The organism is Streptomyces sp. NPDC048496 (genome assembly GCF_043200055.1).
Lineage (GTDB): Bacteria > Actinomycetota > Actinomycetes > Streptomycetales > Streptomycetaceae > Streptomyces.
This window is the reverse complement of the sequence record NZ_JBICXB010000072.1, coordinates 1-20654: the sequence shown is the minus strand read 5'-3', so window position 1 is coordinate 20654 and position 20654 is coordinate 1. Positions and strand designations below refer to the sequence as shown.

The 20654-nt window shown below is 68.0% G+C and carries 17 protein-coding genes; 12 read left to right on the top strand and 5 right to left on the bottom strand.

What is annotated here, in order from left to right; genetic code table 11:
- Positions 1-217: 217 nt before the first annotated feature.
- The 3 genes from ACGFSA_RS32560 to ACGFSA_RS32550 all read right to left on the bottom strand — a co-directional run bounded on the left by ACGFSA_RS32560 (position 218) and on the right by ACGFSA_RS32550 (position 4213).
- Positions 218-880: a response regulator gene (locus ACGFSA_RS32560; RefSeq protein ID WP_393309631.1), complete on the bottom strand. Its 663-nt coding sequence runs from the start codon at positions 878-880 to the stop codon at positions 218-220.
- The gene (locus tag ACGFSA_RS32555) at positions 877-2007 is read right to left on the bottom strand and encodes a sensor histidine kinase (RefSeq protein ID WP_393309630.1); all 1131 of its coding nucleotides are present in this window, start codon (positions 2005-2007) and stop codon (positions 877-879) included. The genes ACGFSA_RS32560 and ACGFSA_RS32555 overlap by 4 nt, the downstream gene beginning before the upstream one ends.
- Before the next feature lie 244 nt (positions 2008-2251).
- A complete protein-coding gene (locus ACGFSA_RS32550; RefSeq protein WP_393309629.1) occupies positions 2252-4213 on the bottom strand; it encodes an anthranilate synthase family protein in 1962 nt (653 codons plus the stop codon).
- Between the two features lie 231 nt (positions 4214-4444).
- On the opposite strand from ACGFSA_RS32550, the gene ACGFSA_RS32545 reads away from it, so the two are divergent.
- From ACGFSA_RS32545 to ACGFSA_RS32505, 9 genes are all read left to right on the top strand, one after another.
- Complete coding sequence (locus ACGFSA_RS32545) at positions 4445-5728, top strand: aspartate kinase (protein ID WP_393309628.1); 1284 nt, start codon at positions 4445-4447, stop codon at positions 5726-5728.
- Between the two features lie 15 nt (positions 5729-5743).
- Positions 5744-6568, top strand: a complete 825-nt coding sequence (locus tag ACGFSA_RS32540) for a 2-amino-3,7-dideoxy-D-threo-hept-6-ulosonate synthase (protein WP_393309627.1) — start codon at positions 5744-5746, stop codon at positions 6566-6568.
- 32 nt (positions 6569-6600) lie between these two features.
- Entirely contained in the window at positions 6601-7704 is a 1104-nt protein-coding gene (locus ACGFSA_RS32535) for a 3-dehydroquinate synthase II family protein (protein WP_393309626.1), read from the top strand.
- 3 nt (positions 7705-7707) lie between these two features.
- Complete coding sequence (locus ACGFSA_RS32530) at positions 7708-8478, top strand: amidohydrolase family protein (RefSeq protein ID WP_393309625.1); 771 nt, start codon at positions 7708-7710, stop codon at positions 8476-8478.
- The gene (locus ACGFSA_RS32525; protein WP_393309624.1) at positions 8475-9791 is read left to right on the top strand and encodes a phenylacetate--CoA ligase family protein; all 1317 of its coding nucleotides are present in this window, start codon (positions 8475-8477) and stop codon (positions 9789-9791) included. The genes ACGFSA_RS32530 and ACGFSA_RS32525 overlap by 4 nt, the downstream gene beginning before the upstream one ends.
- Positions 9792-9800: 9 nt before the next feature.
- Positions 9801-10991: an FAD-dependent monooxygenase gene (locus ACGFSA_RS32520; RefSeq protein ID WP_393309623.1), complete on the top strand. Its 1191-nt coding sequence runs from the start codon at positions 9801-9803 to the stop codon at positions 10989-10991.
- Positions 10991-11776 carry a 2,3-dihydro-2,3-dihydroxybenzoate dehydrogenase gene (locus tag ACGFSA_RS32515; RefSeq protein WP_393309632.1) on the top strand — a complete coding sequence of 262 codons (786 nt, stop codon included), beginning with the start codon at positions 10991-10993 and terminating at the stop codon, positions 11774-11776. The genes ACGFSA_RS32520 and ACGFSA_RS32515 overlap by 1 nt, the downstream gene beginning before the upstream one ends.
- Before the next feature lie 29 nt (positions 11777-11805).
- Positions 11806-12468 carry an isochorismatase family protein gene (locus tag ACGFSA_RS32510; protein ID WP_393309622.1) on the top strand — a complete coding sequence of 221 codons (663 nt, stop codon included), beginning with the start codon at positions 11806-11808 and terminating at the stop codon, positions 12466-12468.
- Positions 12469-12591: 123 nt separating this feature from the next.
- Positions 12592-13293: an SDR family NAD(P)-dependent oxidoreductase gene (locus tag ACGFSA_RS32505; RefSeq protein ID WP_393309621.1), complete on the top strand. Its 702-nt coding sequence runs from the start codon at positions 12592-12594 to the stop codon at positions 13291-13293.
- Here the strand turns inward: ACGFSA_RS32505 and ACGFSA_RS32500 are convergent.
- Positions 13286-14026 carry a DUF6081 family protein gene (locus tag ACGFSA_RS32500; protein WP_393309620.1) on the bottom strand — a complete coding sequence of 247 codons (741 nt, stop codon included), beginning with the start codon at positions 14024-14026 and terminating at the stop codon, positions 13286-13288. The two genes, ACGFSA_RS32505 and ACGFSA_RS32500, sit on opposite strands and share 8 nt — an antisense overlap.
- 198 nt (positions 14027-14224) lie before the next feature.
- On the opposite strand from ACGFSA_RS32500, the gene ACGFSA_RS32495 reads away from it, so the two are divergent.
- Genes ACGFSA_RS32495 through ACGFSA_RS32485 form a run of 3 tightly spaced genes read left to right on the top strand, consistent with a single transcriptional unit; the run spans position 14225 to position 17921 of the window.
- Positions 14225-14560 carry a DUF485 domain-containing protein gene (locus ACGFSA_RS32495; protein WP_393309619.1) on the top strand — a complete coding sequence of 112 codons (336 nt, stop codon included), beginning with the start codon at positions 14225-14227 and terminating at the stop codon, positions 14558-14560.
- Positions 14557-16263, top strand: coding sequence for a Na+:solute symporter (locus ACGFSA_RS32490; RefSeq protein ID WP_393309618.1), 1707 nt, complete (start codon positions 14557-14559; stop codon positions 16261-16263). Before ACGFSA_RS32495 ends, ACGFSA_RS32490 begins: the two co-directional genes overlap by 4 nt.
- A gap of 59 nt (positions 16264-16322) precedes the next feature.
- Entirely contained in the window at positions 16323-17921 is a 1599-nt protein-coding gene (locus tag ACGFSA_RS32485) for an FAD-dependent monooxygenase (RefSeq protein WP_393309617.1), read from the top strand.
- A gap of 635 nt (positions 17922-18556) precedes the next feature.
- On the opposite strand, the gene ACGFSA_RS32480 is transcribed toward ACGFSA_RS32485, so the two are convergent.
- Complete coding sequence (locus ACGFSA_RS32480; RefSeq protein ID WP_393309616.1) at positions 18557-19780, bottom strand: 3-deoxy-7-phosphoheptulonate synthase; 1224 nt, start codon at positions 19778-19780, stop codon at positions 18557-18559.
- Positions 19781-20654 lie beyond the last annotated feature (874 nt).

Genomic DNA, 20654 nt, shown 5'->3' with positions numbered 1-20654 from the left:
GCAGCGCATGCGAAGGCCCCTGCACCGGCCGGACGGACAAATCAGGGCAAGACGCCGGACCAGCGGGACCCATCAGGTCGCAGACGAATCGAGGTCAACGCACCAGGTCAAGTGGAAAAGGGCTCCGTGTCTCATGGTGCGTCAGCTCCCGCGTCACCACATGGGCCACGGTTTTGAGGACTTACCGCCCCCCAATTGCCGGTCGGTCTTACCTGCGTCAGCGGTTTCGGGGGGCCACCAGGCCGGATTCGTAGGCGAAGACCACGAGTTGGGCGCGGTCGCGGGCCTGGAGCTTGATCATGGCGCGGTTGATATGGGTTTTCGCGGTCAGTGGGCTGATCACCATGAGATCGGCGATTTCGTCGTTGGACAGGCCCTGCGCGGCCAGGGCGACGGCCTCGCGTTCGCGGTTGGTCAGTTCCTTCAGTCCTGTGCCGGCTTTGTTGCTGGGAGGCTGGGCGACATACCGGCTGATCAGCATTTTGGTGATCGACGGTGCGAGCAGGGCGTCACCGCGCGCGGCGACGCGTACGGAGTGCAGAAAGTCGTCCGGCTCGATGTCCTTGACGAGGAACCCTGCGGCGCCGGCGCGCAGCGCGTTGAACACGTGTTCGTCGACGCCGTAGTTGGTCAGGATGACCACGTGCACCCCGGCCAGGAACGGGTCCGCGGCGATCCGCCGGGTCGTCTCGATGCCATCCATCACCGGCATCTGGATGTCGACGAGCGCGATGTCGGGCAGGAGTTCCCTGGCGAGGGCCAGGCCCTCCTTGCCGTCGGCGGCCTCGGCGACCACCTCGATGTCGTCCTCGGCGTCGAGAAGCGCACGGAACCCACTGCGAAGGAGCGGCTGGTCGTCGAGCAGCAGGACACGAATCATGAAATCCGCGCCACCGGTAGTTCGGCCTGGACGGTGAAACCGCCCTCGGTGCGCGGTTCCGCCCGCAGGCGGCCGCCCAGGGCGGTGACGCGTTCGCGCATCCCCAGCAGCCCGACGCCGGGCACCGGGGCGGAGCCCGGTTCGGCCGTCCCGTCGTCATCGACCTGAATGGCGAGGGCGTCCCGACGGTAGTCGATCCGGATCGACGCGGTGGCGGCGGCAGAGTGGCGGGCCACATTGGTGAGCGACTCCTGGACGATCCGGTAGGCGGTCCGGTCCACCGCGTCCGGCACGTCGTGCCGTTGTCCTTCGATCGTCAGCGTTGTTTTCAGGCCTATCCCATGGGCCCGTTCCACCAGTTTCGGGACGTGGTCGAGCCCGTACGACGGGGTCTCGGCGTCGTTGCGCAGCGTCTCCAGGGTCGCTCGCAGTTCCCGGGTCGCCTCACGGCCGGCCTCCTGGATCGCCAGCAAGGTCTCCGGTACTTGTTCGCCACGCTTGCGGGCCAGGTGGACGGCGACTTCGGACTGCACCTTGATGATCGAGATCTGGTGGGTGAGCGAATCGTGCAGCTCCCGCGCGATGTGCAGCCGTTCCTCCGTCGCGCGCAGCCGCGCGGTCTCCTCGCGGGTGCGCTCGGCTTCGTCCGCCCGCCGCTCGGCTTGCCGCAGCGCCTCCCCGGCGGCACCGGCAGCGATCAGCCAGGCCAGCTCGAGGACGCCTCGGGCCTGCGCGAACGCGTCGGCCGCGGGCCCGTCCGCGGGGGAGGCCATGACTGCGAACGGGAGAGCGACCAGCAGCGCCACGGACACCAGCACGGTGATGAGGCGGTGCCCCGACCGTACGGCGGCGTACACCGCGAACAGGTATGCGACGGCGGGCACTTCGAAACCGACCGCGTTGTAACCCACCACGCACAGCCCCGTAACGGCCAGGACGGGAACCGGAGCCCGGCGGCGGACGACCAGCGCCAGGCCGCTCGTCACCGCCAGTGCATAGCCGAGAAGGCCGAGATCCGTGGCGGGGTGGTCCCGGGCCAGCGCGGTGACCAGCAGTACCGCCGCCACGCAGATCGCGATCACCCAGTCTCTTAACCGGGCCCAGACACTGGACAGTCCTGTGCTCATACGCGCAGCCTAGCCGGACCTTGCCGCGTGGGAGTCCTGCTCGCGGACGAGCGGCCATCTGTCGCGCACGCGGTATCTTCGCGGCGCCTGCTGCTTCTGCGGCAACAGGGCGCGCCATTGGCCGTAGCGCGCATGGGGCGCAGTTCCGTCGCAGTGACTGCGCGAGCTCTTTGCGGCCAAGTCATTCAGCCGCCGATCGCCGACAAGCTCACTGCCCTACCCAGAACTCCCGGACCGTGTCCGCTTACCGGCGACGCGCTCCCACACCTGCACCAGGAACGCTGGTACTTCCCGCATCCCTCAGCAGTGAGGCAAGCAGGTCGCCGAGGATCTGCGGGCCGTGTTGAGTGAGTATGGATTCGAGATGGAATTGCACGGATCGAAAACCTGCGCCGCGCAGGGCGTGCACTTCGCCTGTCCGAGGGTTCCGGCTGATGTCCATGGGCTTGCGCTGCCCGGTACCGGGAATGAAGTCGTGTTCGGCGCGGGCGGCGTAGGTGTTGTAGAAGCCCACGCGTTCGGATCGGCCGAAGAGGTTGACCAGGTTCTGGACACCTTGGTTGGGCACCGAGCGCCGTACGATTTCAAGGCCGAGCTCGGCCGCGAGTATCTGGTGGCCCAGGCAGATGGACAGGAACGGGACGGTGCCGACGAGCAGGTCACGGGTGAGCGCGCGGAGCGTGTTGATGCGTGGGTCTGTCGCGTCGCGGGGGTCGCCGGGGCCGGGGCCGACGAGGACGAGGTCGAATCCCTCCGACGGCAGCGGATCGTCGAATCGTGTGATCGTGGTCTGCAGGCCGAGGGCTCGCAGTTGATGGCCGAGCATCCCCGTGAAGGTGTCCTCGTTGTCGACGACCAGCACGCGCCGTCCGTCCAGCACCGGGTCCGGCGTTCTCCGGTGTGCTCCGTCGAGCCAGAATCGCGACAGCGTGGCGTTGCGGGACTTCAGTGCCAGGCGCACTTGGGGATGGGTGGCCGGTGACGCGGGCGCTCCCACCGAGGTGGGCTCGCTGCCGGCGCCGGTACCTTCCGGTGAGAGGCCGAGCGCTTCGAGCATGCCCGCGGCTTTGGTCCGGGTCTCGGCCACCTCGGAATCGGGGTTGGAGTCACGGACCAGGGTGGCGCCGACGCCCAGGCGCAGCCGGCCGTCATCGCCGACCTCCGCGGTTCGGATCATGATCGCCGAATCGAGCGTACGGCTGCCCTCCACATCGCGGCCGATCAGTGCGAGGACGCCGCCGTAGTATCCGCGGCCCGTCGTTTCGTGACGGCCGATGACCCGGAAGGCGTTTTCGAGGGGACTGCCGGTGACAGTCGGTGCGAGCAGGGTTTCTCGCAGCACGTCGCGTACGTCGAGATCGCTGTGGCCGGTCAGGACGTATTCGGAGTGGGTCAGGCGCGCCATTTCCTTCAGAAATGGGCCATGAACCCGGCCGCCAGAGGTGCACATGCGGGCCATCATTTTCAGTTCTTCGTCGACGACCATATAGAGTTCGTTGGCCTCTTTGGGGTCGTTCAGAAACGCCAGGAGCCCGGAAATGTCTGGGCCGGTCGAGGGGTGCCGGTAAGTCCCGCTGATGGGGTTCATCGAGACGGTGCCGTCGGCCACGCTGACGTGTCGCTCCGGGGATGCGCCGATAAACGTTCCCGCGCCGGTGTGGAACAGGAACGTCCAGTACGACCCGAGCTCGCCGGTCAGAAGCCGCCGGAAGATGGCGAGCTCCGTACGCACCGAGTAATCGTCCAACCGCGCGGCAAAGGAACGTCTGATCACGAAGTTGGATCCGGCGCCCTGTCCGATCTCATCACGCAGCACCCGCTTGACGATCGCCGCGTAGTCCTCATCGCTGATATCGAATCCGGCGTCGGACGCGCGCACGTTCTGCTCGGGCAGGCCCGCCAAGGCCTGACTGCGACTGAGTTCGGCCTGCTCGTGGACGTGCATGGTGAGCAAGGGCGCGTGATCGTCGCGGCAGGCGAACCCGCGTTCGGTGATCTGCCGGTACGGAATCGCCACGAGCAGGTCGTGTTGAGCGCCGCTCGCCGGCCGGCCTGGCAGGGGCAGCGCGGCGAGGCTGTCCACGCCGCAGAGCTCGCCGGTCAGGACCTCCACCTTCGCCGTCTGCGTCGAACCGGGCCGGTAAAGCAGGGCGAAGGCGCGCCCGTCCTCGCCGAGGCTGTTCAGAACATCCGGGGGGCCGGCCATGCTCGAATCCGTCCCGTGCATATCGCTCCCCTTTACGTGAGATCAGATCACCCCTCTCGATACTGCGGCGGCGAAAGGCGTCACACAATGACGTGAAGCCGCCATCGCGTGTTTCCGGTAACGGTCCGGCGGATGGCGTGAATAACTGAATGGAGTGGCACTACTCGCGCAGGTAGTGGGCGGGGAGGTGCGTCGCGATTACTGTCGTGACTTACCAGTGCGACAAGGGCGGTGAAAACGACTGTGGATGTGCTCGTCCAAAAATACGGCGGTACTTCTTTGCAGACGCTTGACTGCGTTCGTCACGCCGCCCTGCGCATCGCGGCAGCGCGGCGGCGCGGACCGTCGGTGGCTGTGGTCGTCTCCGCGCGCGGCGGCAGAACAGATGACCTGCTGCGGCTGGCGGCCGACATCGGAGCTGTGTCTGCGTCCCGGGAGCTGGACCAGTTACTGGCCGTGGGTGAGTGCGAGTCGGCGGCGCTGATGGCCCTCGCTCTGAGTGGGCTGGGGGTGCCGGCGATCTCGCTGACCGGCCACCAGGCTGGGATCCGGACCACCGATCGGCATGGCGATGCGCTCATCTCGAGGATCGGGGCGGCACGTGTGCGAGCGGCTCTGGATGACGGCAAGGTCGCCGTGGTCACCGGATTCCAGGGCGTCGACCGCACCGGGGACATCGCCACGCTCGGGCGTGGCGGCTCCGACACGACCGCGGTGGCGCTGGCGGCGCGACTTCGCGCATCGGCTTGCGAGATCTACACCGACGTGGACGGCGTCTTCAGCGCCGATCCTCGCATCCTGCCCGCGGCGCGGTGCCTGCCGTGGGTCCAACCTGGCGTGATGGCGGAGATGGCGTTCGCGGGCGCGAGGGTTCTGCACACCCGTTGTATCGAACTGGCCGCCATGGAAGGGGTCGAAGTGCGTGTCCGGAACGTGTCATCGCAGGCGCCCGGAACGACCGTCGTCGACCGGCAGGACGACCGGCCGCTGGAGACCCGGAGGGCCGTCGTGGCGGTGACCCACGACACCGACGTCGCGCGCGTGCTGGTGCACTGCCGGGACAGCCGCCGGGACCTGGCTCCCGATGTGTTCGAGGTGCTGGCCGCCCACGGGACGGTGGTGGACCTGGTGGCCAGGTCCGGGCCCTACGAGAACGAGTTCCGCATGGGATTCACGATTCGCCGCAGCCAAGCCGACGCAGTGCGGGCCGCACTGCACAAGGTGACGGCCGCCTTCGGCGGGGGTGTGCATTTCGACGAGAACGTCGGCAAGGTGTCGGTGGTTGGGATGGGCCTGCTCAGCCGTCCCGAGTACACGGCCAGGCTCATGGCGGCACTGGCCGGGACCGGGATCCCGACGAGCTGGATCTCCACGTCGCAGATGCGGCTCTCCGTGATCGTGCCCCGAGAACGCACCGTCGAGACCGTCGAGACTCTGCACCGCGAGTTCCACCTCGACCGGCATGAGCCGGCAGAGGTTACGTCCGCGACCTCCGGTCGTTCCGCCACCGTTTGAGAGAGGCAGGACACAGTGGTTGTACACAACGCCTCGTTCGCTCGAGGCCTCCGCCTGCGACGCCTGTTCCGGCATGGCGATGGGCGCCTGCTCGTCGTGCCGCTCGATCATTCCGTCGCCGACGGACCGCTGCGCCCCGGTGATCTGAACTCCTTGCTCGGTGAGATCGCCGGCACCGGTGTCGACGCCGTGGTTCTGCACAAGGGCAGCCTCCGCCACATCGAGCACTGCTGGTTCGGCGACATGTCGCTGATCGTGCATCTGAACGCGAGCACCAGGCACGCTCCGGATCCGGATGCGAAGTATCTGGTCGCCCACGTGGAGGAGGCGCTGCGGCTGGGCGCCGACGCGGTCAGCGTGCACGTCAACCTGGGGTCGCACCAGGAGGCCCGGCAGGTCGCCGATCTGGCGGCCGTGGCGGGGGAGTGCGACCGCTGGAACGTCCCGCTGCTCGCCATGGTGTACGCCCGCGGACCGCAGATCAGTGACTCGCGCGCGCCGGAACTGGTGGCGCACGCCGCGTCACTGGCCGCCGACCTCGGCGCGGACGTCGTCAAGACCGACTATGCGGGCACACCCGAGCAGATGGCCGACGTGGTACGGGCCTGCCCGATCCCCGTCATCGTGGCCGGCGGCCCGCGCTCGGCCGAGACCGACGCTGTGCTGGCCCATGTGTCCGACGCGCTGCGTGGCGGTGCGGCCGGAGTGGCCATGGGACGCAACGTCTTCCAGGCCGACCGGCCCGGCTGGATGGCAGCCGAGATCGCGCGGCTGGTGCATGAATTGCCGCACGTCCCGGACCGGGACGGCGTGAACAACCGGCTTGCCCTTACGCCCTGATACTCCCTGAAACTTCGGCAGAGGAGATACCTGTGAAGCTGTGCTGGCTGGACATCCGTAACGTAGACGGAGCCAAGGAGGCCATAGTCGAGGAAGCCGTCCACCAGAGGGTGGACGCCATCGTGGCGGCCGATCCGGCCGACCTGGAGTCGCTTCCCCCGACGGTGAAGAAGGTTCTGTTCCCGCAGAACCAGCCGCTGCCGGAGAAACTGGAACCCGCCGACGTGGTCATCGTCGATCCGGCCCTCCATGGGGAGCCCGCCGAGTTGGCACTGCAGTACTCCGACGTGGAGTTCGGCCGGTACGTGGAGATCACGGACGCCGCCAGCCTCGACGACGCCTGCCGCGCGGCGCGCTTCGACAGTTGGAGCCTGCTGTACTTCCGGGACCCCACCAAGATCCCGCTGGAGATCGTGCTGGCCGCCGCGGCCGGAGCGGACGGCAGCATCATCACCCAGGTGGCCGACGTCGAGGAGGCGGAGATCGTCTTCGGTGTCCTGGAGCACGGCTCCGACGGCGTGATGCTCGCCCCCCGGGTCCCGGGAGAGGCCACTGCCCTGGCAGCCGCCGCGGTCAGCAGGGCGGCGGACATACCGCTGGTGGAGCTGGAGATCACCGGGATCCGGCGAGCGGGGATGGGTGAACGGGCGTGCGTCGACACCTGCACGAACTTCCGGCTCGACGAGGGCATACTCGTCGGCTCGCACTCCACCGGCATGATCCTGTGCTGCAGCGAGACGCACCCGCTCCCGTACATGCCGACCCGGCCGTTCCGGGTCAACGCCGGGGCGCTGCACTCGTACACGTTGTCGGCTGACGAACGCACCAACTACCTCAGCGAACTCGTCGCCGGCGGCAGGGTGCTCGCCGTCGATGCGAAGGGGAAGTCACGGGTCGTCACCGTGGGCCGGGTCAAGATCGAGACGCGGCCGCTGCTTGCGATCGACGCGGTCTCGACGTCGGGCGTCCGCGTCAGCCTCATCGTGCAGGACGACTGGCACGTACGGGTGCTCGGGCCCGGCGGCACGGTGCTGAACGTCACGGATCTGACGCCGGGCACGAAGGTGCTCGGCCACCTGCCCGTCAAGCAACGGCACGTCGGCTACCCGATCGATGAGTTCTGTATCGAGAAGTGAGTGATGGCCGCGATGACCGCACAGCCCGTGCTGGATTTCCACGTACGTCTGGCTCCCAGGCCGGGGGCCGGTGAGCGGCTCCTGTCGACGCTGGACGACTGCGGGCTGGAGCGAGCGGTGGTGTGTGCGGGCGGCACCATCGGCCTGGACCGCCTGTCCCGCCAGCTCATCGAGGGCGGGCACGTCGAGACCGACGCCGACAACGACGCAGTGCTGGAAACCTGCGCGGGCACCGACGGGCGCCTGGTGCCGTTCTTCTTCGCCAACCCGCACCGCTCGCCCGAGGTGTACCGGGCCAGGGCCGCCGAGTTCCGCGGCCTGGAGGTCTCGCCCGCCGTACACGGCGTCGGACTGACCGACCCCCGCGTCGGGGCGCTCGTCGGCGTGGCCGCCGAGTTCGGCCACCCGGTGTACGTGGTGTGCCTGACCCGTCGCGGTGCGGGCGTGGCCGACCTGGTCGGCCTGGCCCGCCGGTTCCCGCAGGTGAGCTTCGTGCTCGGGCACAGCGGCATTGGCAACATCGACTTCTACGCCCTCGCGATGATCCAGGACGAACCCAACATCCTGCTGGAGACGTCCGGCGGGTACACGTGTGTGGCCGAGGCGGCGCTGAGCCGCCTCGGCGCCGGGCGGGTGGTGTTCGGCTCCGAGTATCCGCTCCAACACCCGGCCGTGGAGCTGGCCAAGTTCCAGGTGCTGCGGATACCGCCCGATCAATGGCGGCAGATCGCCTGGGACAACGCGCATCGACTGCTAGGAGAGGAAGAGCGGTGAATCACTCACGTTCGGGCCTGCCTCAGCTCGGCCAGTGGAACGGGCCGGAGGACCTGCAGCGCCTCCAGGAGAAGCAACTGCCGCAAACCGTCGCCTGGGCGGCCCGCTCGCCGTTCTATCGCGAGCGGCTGAACTCGGCGGCCCTGCCCGCGACCGCCGCCGACCTCGCCACCTTGCCGCTGACCACGAAGCAGGACCTGCGGGACAATTACCCCTTCGGAATGCTCTCCGTCCCGAAGGAGCGGCTGGCCACCTATCACGAGTCGAGCGGCACCGCCGGCCGGCCCACGCCTTCGTACTACACGGCGGAGGACTGGACCGACCTGGCCGAGCGCTTCGCCCGCAAGTGGATCGGGATATCCGGCGAGGACGTCTTCCTGGTGCGCACGCCGTACGCGCTGCTGCTGACGGGGCATCTCGCGCACGCCGCCGGCCGGCTGCACGGGGCCACCGTGGTGCCCGGCGACAATCGGTCGCTGGCCATGCCGTACGCCCGCGTGGTCCGGGTCATGCACGACCTGGATGTCACGCTGACCTGGTCGGTGCCGACCGAGTGCCTCATCTGGGCTGCCGCCGCGGCCGCGGCCGGGCACCGGCCCGGCGCCGACTTCCCCGCGCTGCGTGCGCTGTTCGTCGGTGGCGAGCCGCTCACCTCCGCCCGCCGCCGGCGGATCAGTCGGCTGTGGGGGGTGCCGGTGATCGAGGAGTACGGCTCCACGGAGACCGGCAGCCTCGCCGGAGAGTGCCGGCACGGCCGGATGCATCTGTGGGCCGACCGGGCGCTGTTCGAGGTGTACGACCCGCAGACCGGCACCGTCAGTGCCGAGGGCGAGGGCCAGCTCGTGGTCACACCGCTCTTCCGCGAGGCGATGCCCCTGCTGCGCTACAACCTCGAAGACAACGTGTCGGTCTCCTACGACGACTGCGAATGCGGCTGGAAACTGCCCACGGTCCAGGTGCTCGGCAGGGCGGCGTTCGGCTACCGGGTCGGCGCCGCGACGATCACCCAGTACAGGCTGGAGGAACTCGTCTTCTCCCTCCCGGACTCCTACGAGGTGCTGTTCTGGCGGGCGAAGGCGGAACCGACGGGATTGCGCATCGAGATCGAGGTGCCCGAGGAGCACCGGGCGAACGCCCAAGCGGAACTGGCGGCTTCGGTGCGGGCCGAGTTCGGTGTCGACAGCGAGGTCACCGGGCTGGCTCCGGGGACTCTGATACCGCGTGACGCGCTGACCACCATGCCTGACGTGGTCAAGCCGCGCAGCCTGTTCGGGCCCGACGAGGACTGGAGCAAAGCGCTCCTCTACTACTGAGGGGGCGACATGCCGCAGATGAGGGTTGCCGTGGCCGGGGCCGGAATCGCCGGCCTCGCCTTCGCCGTCGCCCTTCGCCGGGCCGGAATCGACTGCCACATCTACGAGCAGGCGGAACGCCTGGCCGAGGTGGGCGCGGGTGTACAGGTCGCGCCCAACGCCACCCGGTTGCTGCGCCGGCTGGGTCTGCGCGACCGCCTGCGCACCATCGCGGTCACACCGCAGGCGATCGAGATGCGCCGCTGGGACGACGGCACGTTGCTGCAACGCACTCCGCTGGGCGACCCGTGTCACCGCCGCTTCGGGGCGCCCTATTACACCGTGCACCGGGCAGACCTGCACAACAGCCTGCTCTCGCTCATCCCACCCGACCGGGTCCACCTCGGTGCCCGTTGCGTCGCCGTGACGCAGAACGCGGACGCGGCGCAGCTGCACCTGCCGGACGGTACGACGGTCGCGGCGGATCTGGTCGTGGGCGCCGATGGCATTCACTCGGTCGCACGGGAACAGCTGGTGGCCGATCGGCCACGCTACTCCGGGCAGACGATCTACAGGGGTCTGGTGCCGGCAGAACGGGTGCCTTATTTGCTCACCGAGCCCCGTGTGCAGTTGTGGTTCGGACCGGACCAGCACTGTGTGTGCTACCCGGTGTCGTCCGGCCGGCAGGTGAGCTTCGGCGCGACCGTCGCCGCCTCGGGCTGGCGGGAGGAGTCCTGGTCGGCGCGGGGTGACGTCGCTGAGCTCGCGGCTGCGTACGCGGGTTGGGACGAGGACGTCACACGGCTGATCGGCGCGGCGGACACAGTCAGCAGGTGGGCGCTGCACGATCGCGAGAGCATCGACCGGCTCAGCTCGGGACGGGTGACCGTCATCGGCGATGCCGCACATCCGATGCTGCCGTTCCAGGCGCAGGGCGCGAACCAGGCGATCGAGGACGCCGTCGTACTCGCGATCTGTCTGGCCGACGCGGGCGCAGGCGGCCTGAGCGCGGCCTTGCGCCGCTACGAGCGGATTCGCCTTCCCCGGACCACGCGGATCCAGCACCAATCCCGTGACAACGCGAAGACCTTCCACCTGGCCGACGGGGACGCCCAGCGCTCCCGCGACACCACCGCCCAGACCTCGTCGGGCCTGGACCGGCACCAGTGGTTGTTCGGGTACGACGCCGAGCAAGCCGCCACGACCAGCAGGAGTTCATGATGGAACTGACCGGAATCGAGTCGACGGTCGCACTGGTCACGGGTGCGGCGCAGGGCATCGGCGCCGCCGTGGCGGACACCCTGGCGGGCGCGGGCGCGCACGTCGCGGCCGTGGACCGCAACGCCGAGGCGCTCGCCACCGTTGTGACCAAACTCGAGGCCGAGGGCGTGTCGGCCCGCGGCTACTCCGTAGACGTGTGTGACAGCGAGGCGGTGGACGCGCTCGTGCGGCGCGTCGAGGACGAGCTGGGGCCCATCGGCATACTCGTCAACGCGGCCGGCGTCCTGCGCACCGGCAGGGTGGTCGAGCTGTCGGACCGGCAATGGAATGAGATCTTCTCGGTCAACGCGGGCGGCGTGTTCCACGTGTCCCGTGCGGTGGCCCGGCGGATGATCCGCCGCCGCCACGGCGCGATCGTGACCGTGGCGTCCAACGCCGCCGGTGTGCCGCGCATGGAGATGGCCGCATACGCCGCCTCAAAGGCCGCGTCCGCCCAGTTCACCCGGTGTCTGGGGCTGGAGCTTGCCGACCACGGAATACGGTGCAACGTCGTCTCGCCCGGCTCGACCGACACGCCCATGCTGCGCTCGATGCTCGGCGAGGATGCCGATCCGAGGCAGGCGATCGAGGGCTCGCCGGCCGCGTATCGCGTCGGTATTCCGCTGCGGAAGCTGGCCCAGCCGCGGGACGTGGCCGAGGCCGTCGCGTACCTCGTATCCGACCAGGCCGGTCACGTCACGATGCACGACTTGTACGTGGATGGCGGCGCCGCCCTGCACGTATGAGGCCATCGAACGGAAACAGGAGGCGAACCATGGCCATGACCCCGATCGCGCCGTACCGCATGCCAGGCGAAGGCGATCTGCCGGACGCGGCGGTGCCCTGGCGCCCGCGCCCGGACCGGGCCGTCGTGCTGGTGCATGACATGCAGCGGTATTTTCTGCGCCCGTTTCCGGCCGGGCAGTCTCCGCTGACCGAGCTGGTCGCCAACATTGCGAAGCTGCTCGCGGCGGCGCGTACGGCCGGAGTGCCGGTGATGTACACGGCACAGCCGGGTGGCATGAGCCGCCAGGACCGCGGGCTGCTGCAGGACTTCTGGGGTCCCGGCATGGGTGTCGAGGAGGCCGATCGCGGCATCGCCGACGATGTCGCCCCCGAGCCGGGCGACCCGGTGCTGACCAAGTGGCGCTACAGCGCGTTCTTCCGGAGTGACCTGGAAGAACGACTACGGCGGTCGGGACGGGACCAGCTCATCGTCTGCGGCGTCTACGCGCACATGGGATGCCTCATCACCGCCTGCGACGCGTTCAGCCGCGACATCCAGCCGTTCCTCGTGGCGGACGCGCTGGCCGACCTGTCTCTCGACGACCATCTCATGGCGCTTCGCTATGCCGCGGATCGTTGCGCGGTGCCGCTGTCCACGGCCGACGTGCTGGCCGAGCTGGGGACCCAGCCGGCCGGCTCCCTCTTCACGTGATTCACCGCGCAGAGTCAAACGAAATAGCGCGAATGCGGGGTGAACGTTCGTTATAGGGCCGGGATACGGTCGGCTGACCGGCCATCAGGCCGGGACACGGAAAGCAGGGGGAGGGACACGTCAATGTCCGATCGCACTCATGTCGTCGTCATCGGCGGAACGTCGGGGATCGGGCGGCATTTTGCCGAGTCGTGCGCCGCACGAGGAAACGACGTGGTCATCACCGGCCGTACGGAGGATCGGACCAAAGGCATCGCCAATGAGATCGGCGGGCGGACCCGCGGACTCGCATTGGACCTGTCCGACCCGGAAGGGATCGTGGCCGGGCTGGCGGACGTGCAACGCGTCGATCGGCTGGTGCTCGCGGCGCTCGACCGGGACTACAACACGGTTCGCGAGTATCGTCCGGCCGACGCGACGCGCCTGCTGACGGTGAAACTCACCGGCTACACCACGGTTCTGCATGCTCTCGCCTCGCGGATGGTCGACGACAGCGCGGCCGTACTGCTCGGAGGCCTTGCCAGTCACCGGCCCTATCCCGGCTCCACGACCGTGACGACCGCCAACGGCGGGATCAGCGCGCTGGTCAGGACGCTGGCAGTGGAACTCTCGCCGATCCGGGTCAACGCCCTGCACCCGAGCATTGTCTCCGACACGCCATTCTGGAGTGACAAGCCCGGTGCACGTGAGGCCGCCGCGACGCGTGCGCTCACCAAGCGGCCGGTGACGATGCAGGATTGCACCGAGGCGATCACATTTCTGCTGGAGAACCGCTCGATCAATGGTGTCAACCTGAACATCGATGGCGGAGACGTGCTCATCTGACGCTTGTCGTGATCCGCCATGGCCCCCACCGGCCGGTCGCGCCCTGCCCGTGCTCCCGCTCCGCGCGGGTGTAGCGGGAGAGATCCCGGGCCGAGAACAGGGCCATGCCCGCGTTGAAGCCCGCCACCGGTACCGGAAGCCGTGCCCAATAGGCGAGTTGGCCGTCGACGTACCACTCCACCTCCGACGTCTGGGCCCGGTAGGTGATGGCGTAGCGGTGCTCACGCCCCGGCTCCGTCGGCACTTCCAGCGCCACCCGGTGGATGTAGTGCTCGTCCGGCCGGGTCACGCCCGGGATCACCAGTCGTTCGACCACCGCGTAAACGGTGTCATTGGTCGCGGCGGCATTGAGTACGACACCGGTTTCCAGGTCGAAGAGGTTGACCGTTCCGAAGGCGTCGAGCGGGTCATGGGGAGTCTGCCCGTAGGTCCGCACCCCCATCTCAACCTCGAACGTCAGCCGCCCCGTTGCCGGTGGAGGGAAGCGCCGTACGGATTGGTACATCTGCTTGGCGTTGTTCTGTCTCGGGTCCGTGTCGTGGAAGCGGCTGAACGGGTTGACGGTCAGCTCGAATCGCCCGTCACCGGTGCGCAGTCGCGCGTTTCGATCTCGGTACTGGTGTCTTTCGCCGTCGGCCCCCGTGATGGCCATGACTCTCCAGCGGGCGGGATCGAGCTCGCCGCTCGTGAAGTCGTCGTACGTCCACGCGTCCGTCTCCGTTGCCGAGGTCATTCCGACACCATCGGTCCCGTCGCCGTCGCCGGCCATCACACGTTCACGCGGTTCGGCCGGGGCGTCACGCCATTTCTCCGCGGCGCGTCGGAAACCCCGTGAACGGGCCATGCCCGCGCGGGAGTGATGGCCGAGACTGCCGTACTGATCGCCACGTCACGACGTCACCATTGCGACGTCTTCAATGCAGGAGGTGTCATGGGCACGATGGACTCGGCAGCGGACGGTGACCCCTATGTCGCGGTGTATGAAAGCGCCCAGTTCAAGGATTTGCGGCGTCGCTCGAATGCCTTCATCGGTTGGACGAGCGTCGTCTTCTACGGGTGGTGGTTCCTCGTCATCGTGCTCGCTGCCTTCGTGCCGGACTTCTTGCGGAAGGGGCTGGGCGGACCCATGAACGTGGGCCTGCTGCTTGTACTTCTGTCACTCGTCCTCGTGGTGACGGTCTCTGCGGTGTACCTGCGATTCGCCCGTACTCGCCTGGATCCCCTCAGCGCGCAGATCCGGGCGGACCTGGAAGGAGATCTCCGATGACCAGCTTCCTTGCAGCCCCTCCTCCACCCCCGGTGAACAACACGTGGGCGGCGCCCGCGATCGCCACCGCGATCGCCGTCACCCTCGCAGTTCTGGTGTTCGCTCTCGTGAACTCGGCGCGCGGCAGCGTACGCAACCCGAGCGATTTCCTTCTCGCGGGCCGGAGGATCGGCGTCCGTCAGAACGCCTTCGCGATGGTCGGCGGCAGCATCATGTACTCGACCGTGATCATCATCATCGGGCACGTCGCGCTGAACGGTTTCGACGCCGTTCTCCTCCTGACGGCCTTCACGATATCCACGATTCTCGCGGTGCTGATCTACGCCTCGCCCGTGCGCAACATCGGCGGATACACGATGGGCGACCTGTTCGCGCTGCGCGCCCGTGAGCGCCCGGCACGGATCGCGTCGGCGGTCATCACCCTGCTCATCCACACGATGTTCATGATCATCACTGTGGCTGCGGTCGGCCTGGTTGCCAGCCGGATGTTCAGCACCAGCTCCACGGTGAACAAGCCCCTCGTGGTCTCCGTGGTCGCCGTCGTCGGCGTGATCAGCATTCTGTGGGTGTACATGGGCGGGATGCTCGGAGTCACCCGGATGCTGGTGCTCAAGGTGGTTCTGATGTTCGGCTTCGTGGCGATGCTGACCGTGTTGGTACTGGCCAAGTACAAGCTGAACCTCTTCGACCTGCTCGATGACGCCCAGGCCAACGCGGTACCGGACAAGCGCGGTTACGATCTGCTGAGCCCCGGCCGCCTGTTCGGCGAGGGCTCCACGCCGAATTCGGGGCAGGATCCGTGGGTCCACCTGTCGAAGGCCTTCTCCATCGTCGTCGGGGTCATGGGGATGCCCTTCCTCTTCATGCGTTACTTCGTGGCGGCCAGCGGACGGGACGCGCGGAGGTCGGCCGGCTGGGCGTCGATGATGTTGGTCGGATTCTATGCGTGCATGATCGTCATCGGTCTCGGCGCCGTCGCGATACTCGGCGGAAAGAACATCGGCCTGATCCCGGCCCACCGCGACACCACCCTGCCCAAGCTCGCGGACGACCTCGGCGGTGAGTGGGCGTCCGGCGCGCTCGGCGCGATCGCCCTGCTGTCGGTCGGCGCGATATTCGCAGTTCTGCTGATCAACGCGGTGACGTCCTTCACCAAGGACCTCAACGCGGCGCGTGGCCGGCAGCCGGAACAGGTCGCCGAACTGAAGGACATACGGCGCAACGTGCTGGTCATCGGAATCGTCTCCCTCATCGTGGGTGTCGCGATGCTGACCCAGCTCACCCACATCTTCATTCCGACATCGATCGACATGGCGGCCGCCACAGTCCTGCCGGCGGTCGTCTACTCGCTGTTCTGGCGGCGCTTCAACACCGCGGGACTGATGTGGACGGTCTACGGGGGGCTGGCGCTGACCCTGTTCATGGTCGTGTTCTCCAACGGAGTGTCGGGTGATCCCGCTGCCATGTTCCCCGACGCCGACTTCAAGTTCGTTGACTTCGAACCCGGACTGATCGGGGCGCCGGCCGGCTTCCTGCTCGGCTTCATCGGCACGCTCACCAGCCGTGAGCGCAACGACGCAGGCTTCGCCGAGATGCGGGTCCGTGCCCTCACGGGTGCCGTCGTTCCCGCTCGGAAGGACCCGTCCACCGGTAGCGCGGCAGAGCGCGACCGGCAGAACCGGACACCCAGCGAAGCACACTGAACAACCGCGAACGGTGTGGGGCGGCCGAACCGCCCCACACCTATTTTTGGGAGGCAATCGTGGATCCGGTACCGGTTCTGGTCGTGGGCGCGGGCCCAGTCGGCATGGTCGCCGCTCTGGTGCTCGCGCGCCACGGCGTCCCCTGCGTTCTCGTCGACCAGGACTTCGAGACGTCCGTTCATCCGAAGCTGGACTACGTCAACTCCCGCAGCATGGAGTTCTTCCGGCAACTCGGCATCGCTGACGATGTCCGGTCCGCCGGCGTCGGGCCGGAGCATCCGGCCGACGTGATCTGGTCGACCGGCCTCGCCGGTGAGCCGATCACCGCGTGGAGACTTCCCTCGGTGTCCGAAGAGCGGCGACGCATCGCCGAGCACAACGACGGCACCCAGCCTGCCGAACCCGGCCAGCGAATCTCCCAGATCGATCTGGAGCAGGTCCTGCGTGCCCATTGCCGACGGAGTCCGCTCATCGATCTGCGATGCGGCCTGCGGTTCGACTCCCTCACCCAGGACGACGAGGTTGTGACCAGCCACCTGGTCGATGTGATGACCGAGGACCAGGTCCGGCTGCGATCCCGGTACGTGATCGGATGCGACGGTGCGTCGAGCCAGGTCCGCACGGCGGTGGGCATCGACCAGGAGGGCTTCGACGTACCCGGGTTGCCGGGCGCCTTCATGGTGCACTTCAAGAGCCGCGATCTGGACACCCTGCACCGGCACGGGCGGTTCTGGCACTACTTCGCCTTCCGGTACATCATCATCGCCCAGGACGAGGTGGACACCTGGACCGCGCACGTCAACGGCATGGATCCCTCCGAATTCGACACACCGCCGGCCGATCCGACCGCATTCCTGCTCGACACGATGCGGACGGACCTGAAGATCGACAAGGTGCTTCTGACCTCTCGCTGGCGTCCTGGCTTCATGATCGCGGACCATTACCGCGCCGGACGGGTTCTCCTCGCCGGCGACTCCGCTCATCGAATGTTCCCGACCGGCGCTTACGGAATGAATACGGGCATCGGCGACGCGGTCGACGCGGCCTGGAAGATTGCCGCCGTCGTCAAGGGCTTCGGTGGCCCCGGTCTGCTCGACAGTTACGAGGCGGAACGCCACCCGGTAGGTCTGCGCAACATGCACACGTCACACCGGCACCTCGGCGTGCACCTCAAGGCGGGGGAACTCCTTCGCGAGGGCGCCTCGTCGCAGACCATCGCATCCTTCCTCGATGCCGAGCGGGGCGAGAACGAGTACCGGGGAGTCGAGCTGGGCTACCGCTACAACGACTCGCCCATCGTCTGCCAGGAGGATTCGCCCGAACCCCCGTGGAAGCCGCGGGAGTACACACCGACGACCTGGCCCGGAGGTCGCCCGCCCAGCCTTCTCCTCGAAGACGGGAAGCCGATCTACGATCACTTTGCCCCGTCCTTCACACTCATCGACTTCGCCGGCGACGGCAGCGCCGACGCGCTCCTCGAAGCGGCAGCCGCTCAAGGTCTGTCGGTCACCCATGCCGTGGTGACCGACGCCGGCGCCCGGCAGGTCTGGGAACGCGACCTCGTTCTTCTCAGGCCCGACCACCACGTGGCCTGGCGCGGGAACAAGGTTCCCCCGAACCCGGCTGCCGTCGTCCAGCGCGTACGAGGCGCTGTGTGAGGGGGTTCGCGGCTTGATATCCGTTTCGTGATCGGGGCTGGGTGGGGCGCGCTGGTAGCGCGTTCGTGGCTGTGGTCACGGGCGGGGCGGGACGAACAAGCCGCGCGGTAGTCCAGGGCGGAGTGGAGCCGCTCCCTCATGGTCTGCCGCCACGGCGGCATCGCCAGGACTCCCAGCGGCAGTTCGGTCCGCAGGTGGATGGCGACCTGTCGGCCGACGATGGTGGGCGGTGGCGCGTCGCACCCTTGATCGTTGATCACGGTGGGCGTGGTGGGGACCCGTGCCCGTGCAGCGATCATCCACAGTCGGCAGACTTGTGGGGCGGCGTCCGAAAGTATCGCTGAACGTCCGTTGTGGCACGAGCGGCACCAGGCTGCGCTCAGTTCGCGGCCGCGGGCTGGGTGCCGGACCGGCGGTCGCGCGGCGACACCGGCGCACTGGAACCGGCGAGCTCTCGCCCGTCACCACGGCCGTCGGAAGAACATGAGCGACACCGTCAAGCCGCTACCGGATTGCTCTCCCACCGCCGAACCGCCGAACCGCCGGGCAGGCGGCCAGGCGGCCGGCGCACGCATGTGAACGTTCGGGCGGGAACACGCCTCTCGACGCGCCACCGCCGACCGTGCACGAGCCCGTCAGGAACCCGTCGCCGTTCCCTTGGCCCACGCCTCGACGAGCTCGGTGGCCTGGTCGACGTTGAGCCTGGGATCGCACAGCGAGGTGTAGTGACGCTGCAGTTCGTCCTCGTTCTCCACTGATCCGCCGATGCATTCCGTCACGTCGTCCGCCGCGACCTCTATGTGGAGTCCGGCGGCGTGCTGCCCGTTCTCCTCAAGGATGTCGCGGAATCGCAGCGCCTCAGTGATCACGTCGGTGAGATGACGTGTCTTGAGACCGAGCCGGGATTTCACCGTGTTGCCGTGCATGGGGTCGCTCAGCCAGACCACCGGGTGTCCCGCATTCGCCACACAGCGGACGATGGGCGGCAGGACCTCCTGAATCCGGTCTCGGCCCATCCGCGGTATCAGGACGAGGCGGCCGGGCTCGCGTCGCGGGTCGAGCGCCTCACACACTCGCAGTATCTCGTCAGGGCTCGCGGTCGGTCCGATTTTGCATCCCACCGGATTGATCACAGAGGAGAGCAGAGAGACATGCGCGTCGGCCGGTCGGCGCGTCCGTTCCCCCACCCAAGGTAGGTGAGTCGAGGTCAGGAACAGGTCATCCGTGTCCGGGTCGCGGCGGATCAATCGGGACTCATAGTCGATGACCAGGGCCTCGTGGCTCGACCATGGCCCTTCCATCGTGGCCATGGAACCGTTTCCCTGGCGGTGCGTCTGCATCGCCTGCTGCACTTTGTCGCTGGCGTCATAGGCCCACAACATGCGTCGCGGGTCGGGCTTCCGGGTCACTGGCGTAGCAATATCCGAATTAATCATGTGCCCCCGAAAGGAAGGCATGATCAGTGTGCCGTGACGTTCGGTCTCCTGCGACCTGGGTTTGGCGAACTGCCCACCCATGCGGCCCACCCGAATGACGCTCCGTCCCGTGAGTTCGCTGAGTCGATCTCCCAACTTGTCGATGACACGCAGCTTCTGCGATATATGTCTGGGCGCGCATTCGTAGAAGCTTTCCGCGCAGTCGCCCAGTTGAAGCAGGAGAGCGCCGGTAGTCATCAGTCTCGACAGCGACCACCGCAGCCGCCGAATCTCCGAGGCCGTCACCAGGGGCGGAGCCGACGCCAGCCTTTGACAGGCCGCGTGGTAAGCGGCATGGTCTCGCCAATCCGGTTGCTGGGCTGCTGGCATGTCCGCCCACGGCCCGAGTTGGGTGAGGTCCGCCGTAGAGCTGGATGACTGCATGGGTGCTCCCGTCGAGAGATCAGCGAGATGTGCCTCCGGGATCCCCGGCAGACCGCGAGCCGGTCGCCCGGATGAGCGGGTGCCCGTTCGCCCGGACCGGCCCGACCACGCCGGAACGTCCCGCCCGGTCGAAGCGTGTGCCGATAGCGTGACCCAGCGGCCGGTGCGCGCACATCACGTCTTTGCGCCGCTGAACACACGTTCTTCCCGGACGCCTGGTACTTCAGCCGTGCGTCGCGATCTCGGTCTCCGTGGCCGCGGGCGGCACAGTGGCTGTGGCGGGCGTGGGCTCGGTGGGCGCGGCACCGGGGCGACCGGGCGATGACGACGGCTGCGGGCACGGGCGGGGCGGCCCGGACCGGTCCCCGCAGCAGGCCGCGTCCTCCAACCGAACGCCGGGTGAGTACGCCTCGCGGTCGATCGGCGCCCGGCCGCCATCCGTGGCGTACGCGCAGAACACAGCGACGTGACAGTTCTCGATCGTACGAAGGGCGTTCCCGAGCCGGCCCGCATATCAGGCCGGACGCGACCAAACCATTGCACCCGGTCCGGCGTCGCGTGCCCGGCATGCTCCGCGGTCTGCCATCCGTTCCCGCGCTCGACCGGCGCCTTCGCATACGTCATCGCCATCCGGCGCGGCTCTACTCGGGAGAACACTCCCGCCGGGCAGGCGAAGAAGTCATCGACCCAGCCCGACCGGACCAGCTCAGTACTGGCGCACAGAACAACGTGGGTCTCCGCCGGATGAACCGGGCATCACGCGACTACGCCGAAGCCCTGGGACCTGCCGATCAATAACTCTTCGTTTTTCGTGGGTTGTTGGGTCGTAGGATGCGGGGGTGTTGGAGGGGACGAGGGCAGAGCTGGTGGATGC

Coding starts and splice junctions, on each gene's coding strand:
- ACGFSA_RS32560 (WP_393309631.1), bottom strand. CDS start 880: ATGATTCGTGTCCTGCTGCTCGACGACCAGCCGCTCCTTCGCAGTGGG.
- ACGFSA_RS32555 (WP_393309630.1), bottom strand. CDS start 2,007: ATGAGCACAGGACTGTCCAGTGTCTGGGCCCGGTTAAGAGACTGGGTG.
- ACGFSA_RS32550 (WP_393309629.1), bottom strand. CDS start 4,213: ATGGCCGGCCCCCCGGATGTTCTGAACAGCCTCGGCGAGGACGGGCGC.
- ACGFSA_RS32530 (WP_393309625.1), top strand. CDS start 7,708: ATGGCCGCGATGACCGCACAGCCCGTGCTGGATTTCCACGTACGTCTG.
- ACGFSA_RS32520 (WP_393309623.1), top strand. CDS start 9,801: ATGCCGCAGATGAGGGTTGCCGTGGCCGGGGCCGGAATCGCCGGCCTC.
- ACGFSA_RS32515 (WP_393309632.1), top strand. CDS start 10,991: ATGGAACTGACCGGAATCGAGTCGACGGTCGCACTGGTCACGGGTGCG.
- ACGFSA_RS32510 (WP_393309622.1), top strand. CDS start 11,806: ATGGCCATGACCCCGATCGCGCCGTACCGCATGCCAGGCGAAGGCGAT.
- ACGFSA_RS32505 (WP_393309621.1), top strand. CDS start 12,592: ATGTCCGATCGCACTCATGTCGTCGTCATCGGCGGAACGTCGGGGATC.
- ACGFSA_RS32500 (WP_393309620.1), bottom strand. CDS start 14,026: ATGACCTCGGCAACGGAGACGGACGCGTGGACGTACGACGACTTCACG.
- ACGFSA_RS32495 (WP_393309619.1), top strand. CDS start 14,225: ATGGGCACGATGGACTCGGCAGCGGACGGTGACCCCTATGTCGCGGTG.
- ACGFSA_RS32490 (WP_393309618.1), top strand. CDS start 14,557: ATGACCAGCTTCCTTGCAGCCCCTCCTCCACCCCCGGTGAACAACACG.
- ACGFSA_RS32480 (WP_393309616.1), bottom strand. CDS start 19,780: ATGCAGTCATCCAGCTCTACGGCGGACCTCACCCAACTCGGGCCGTGG.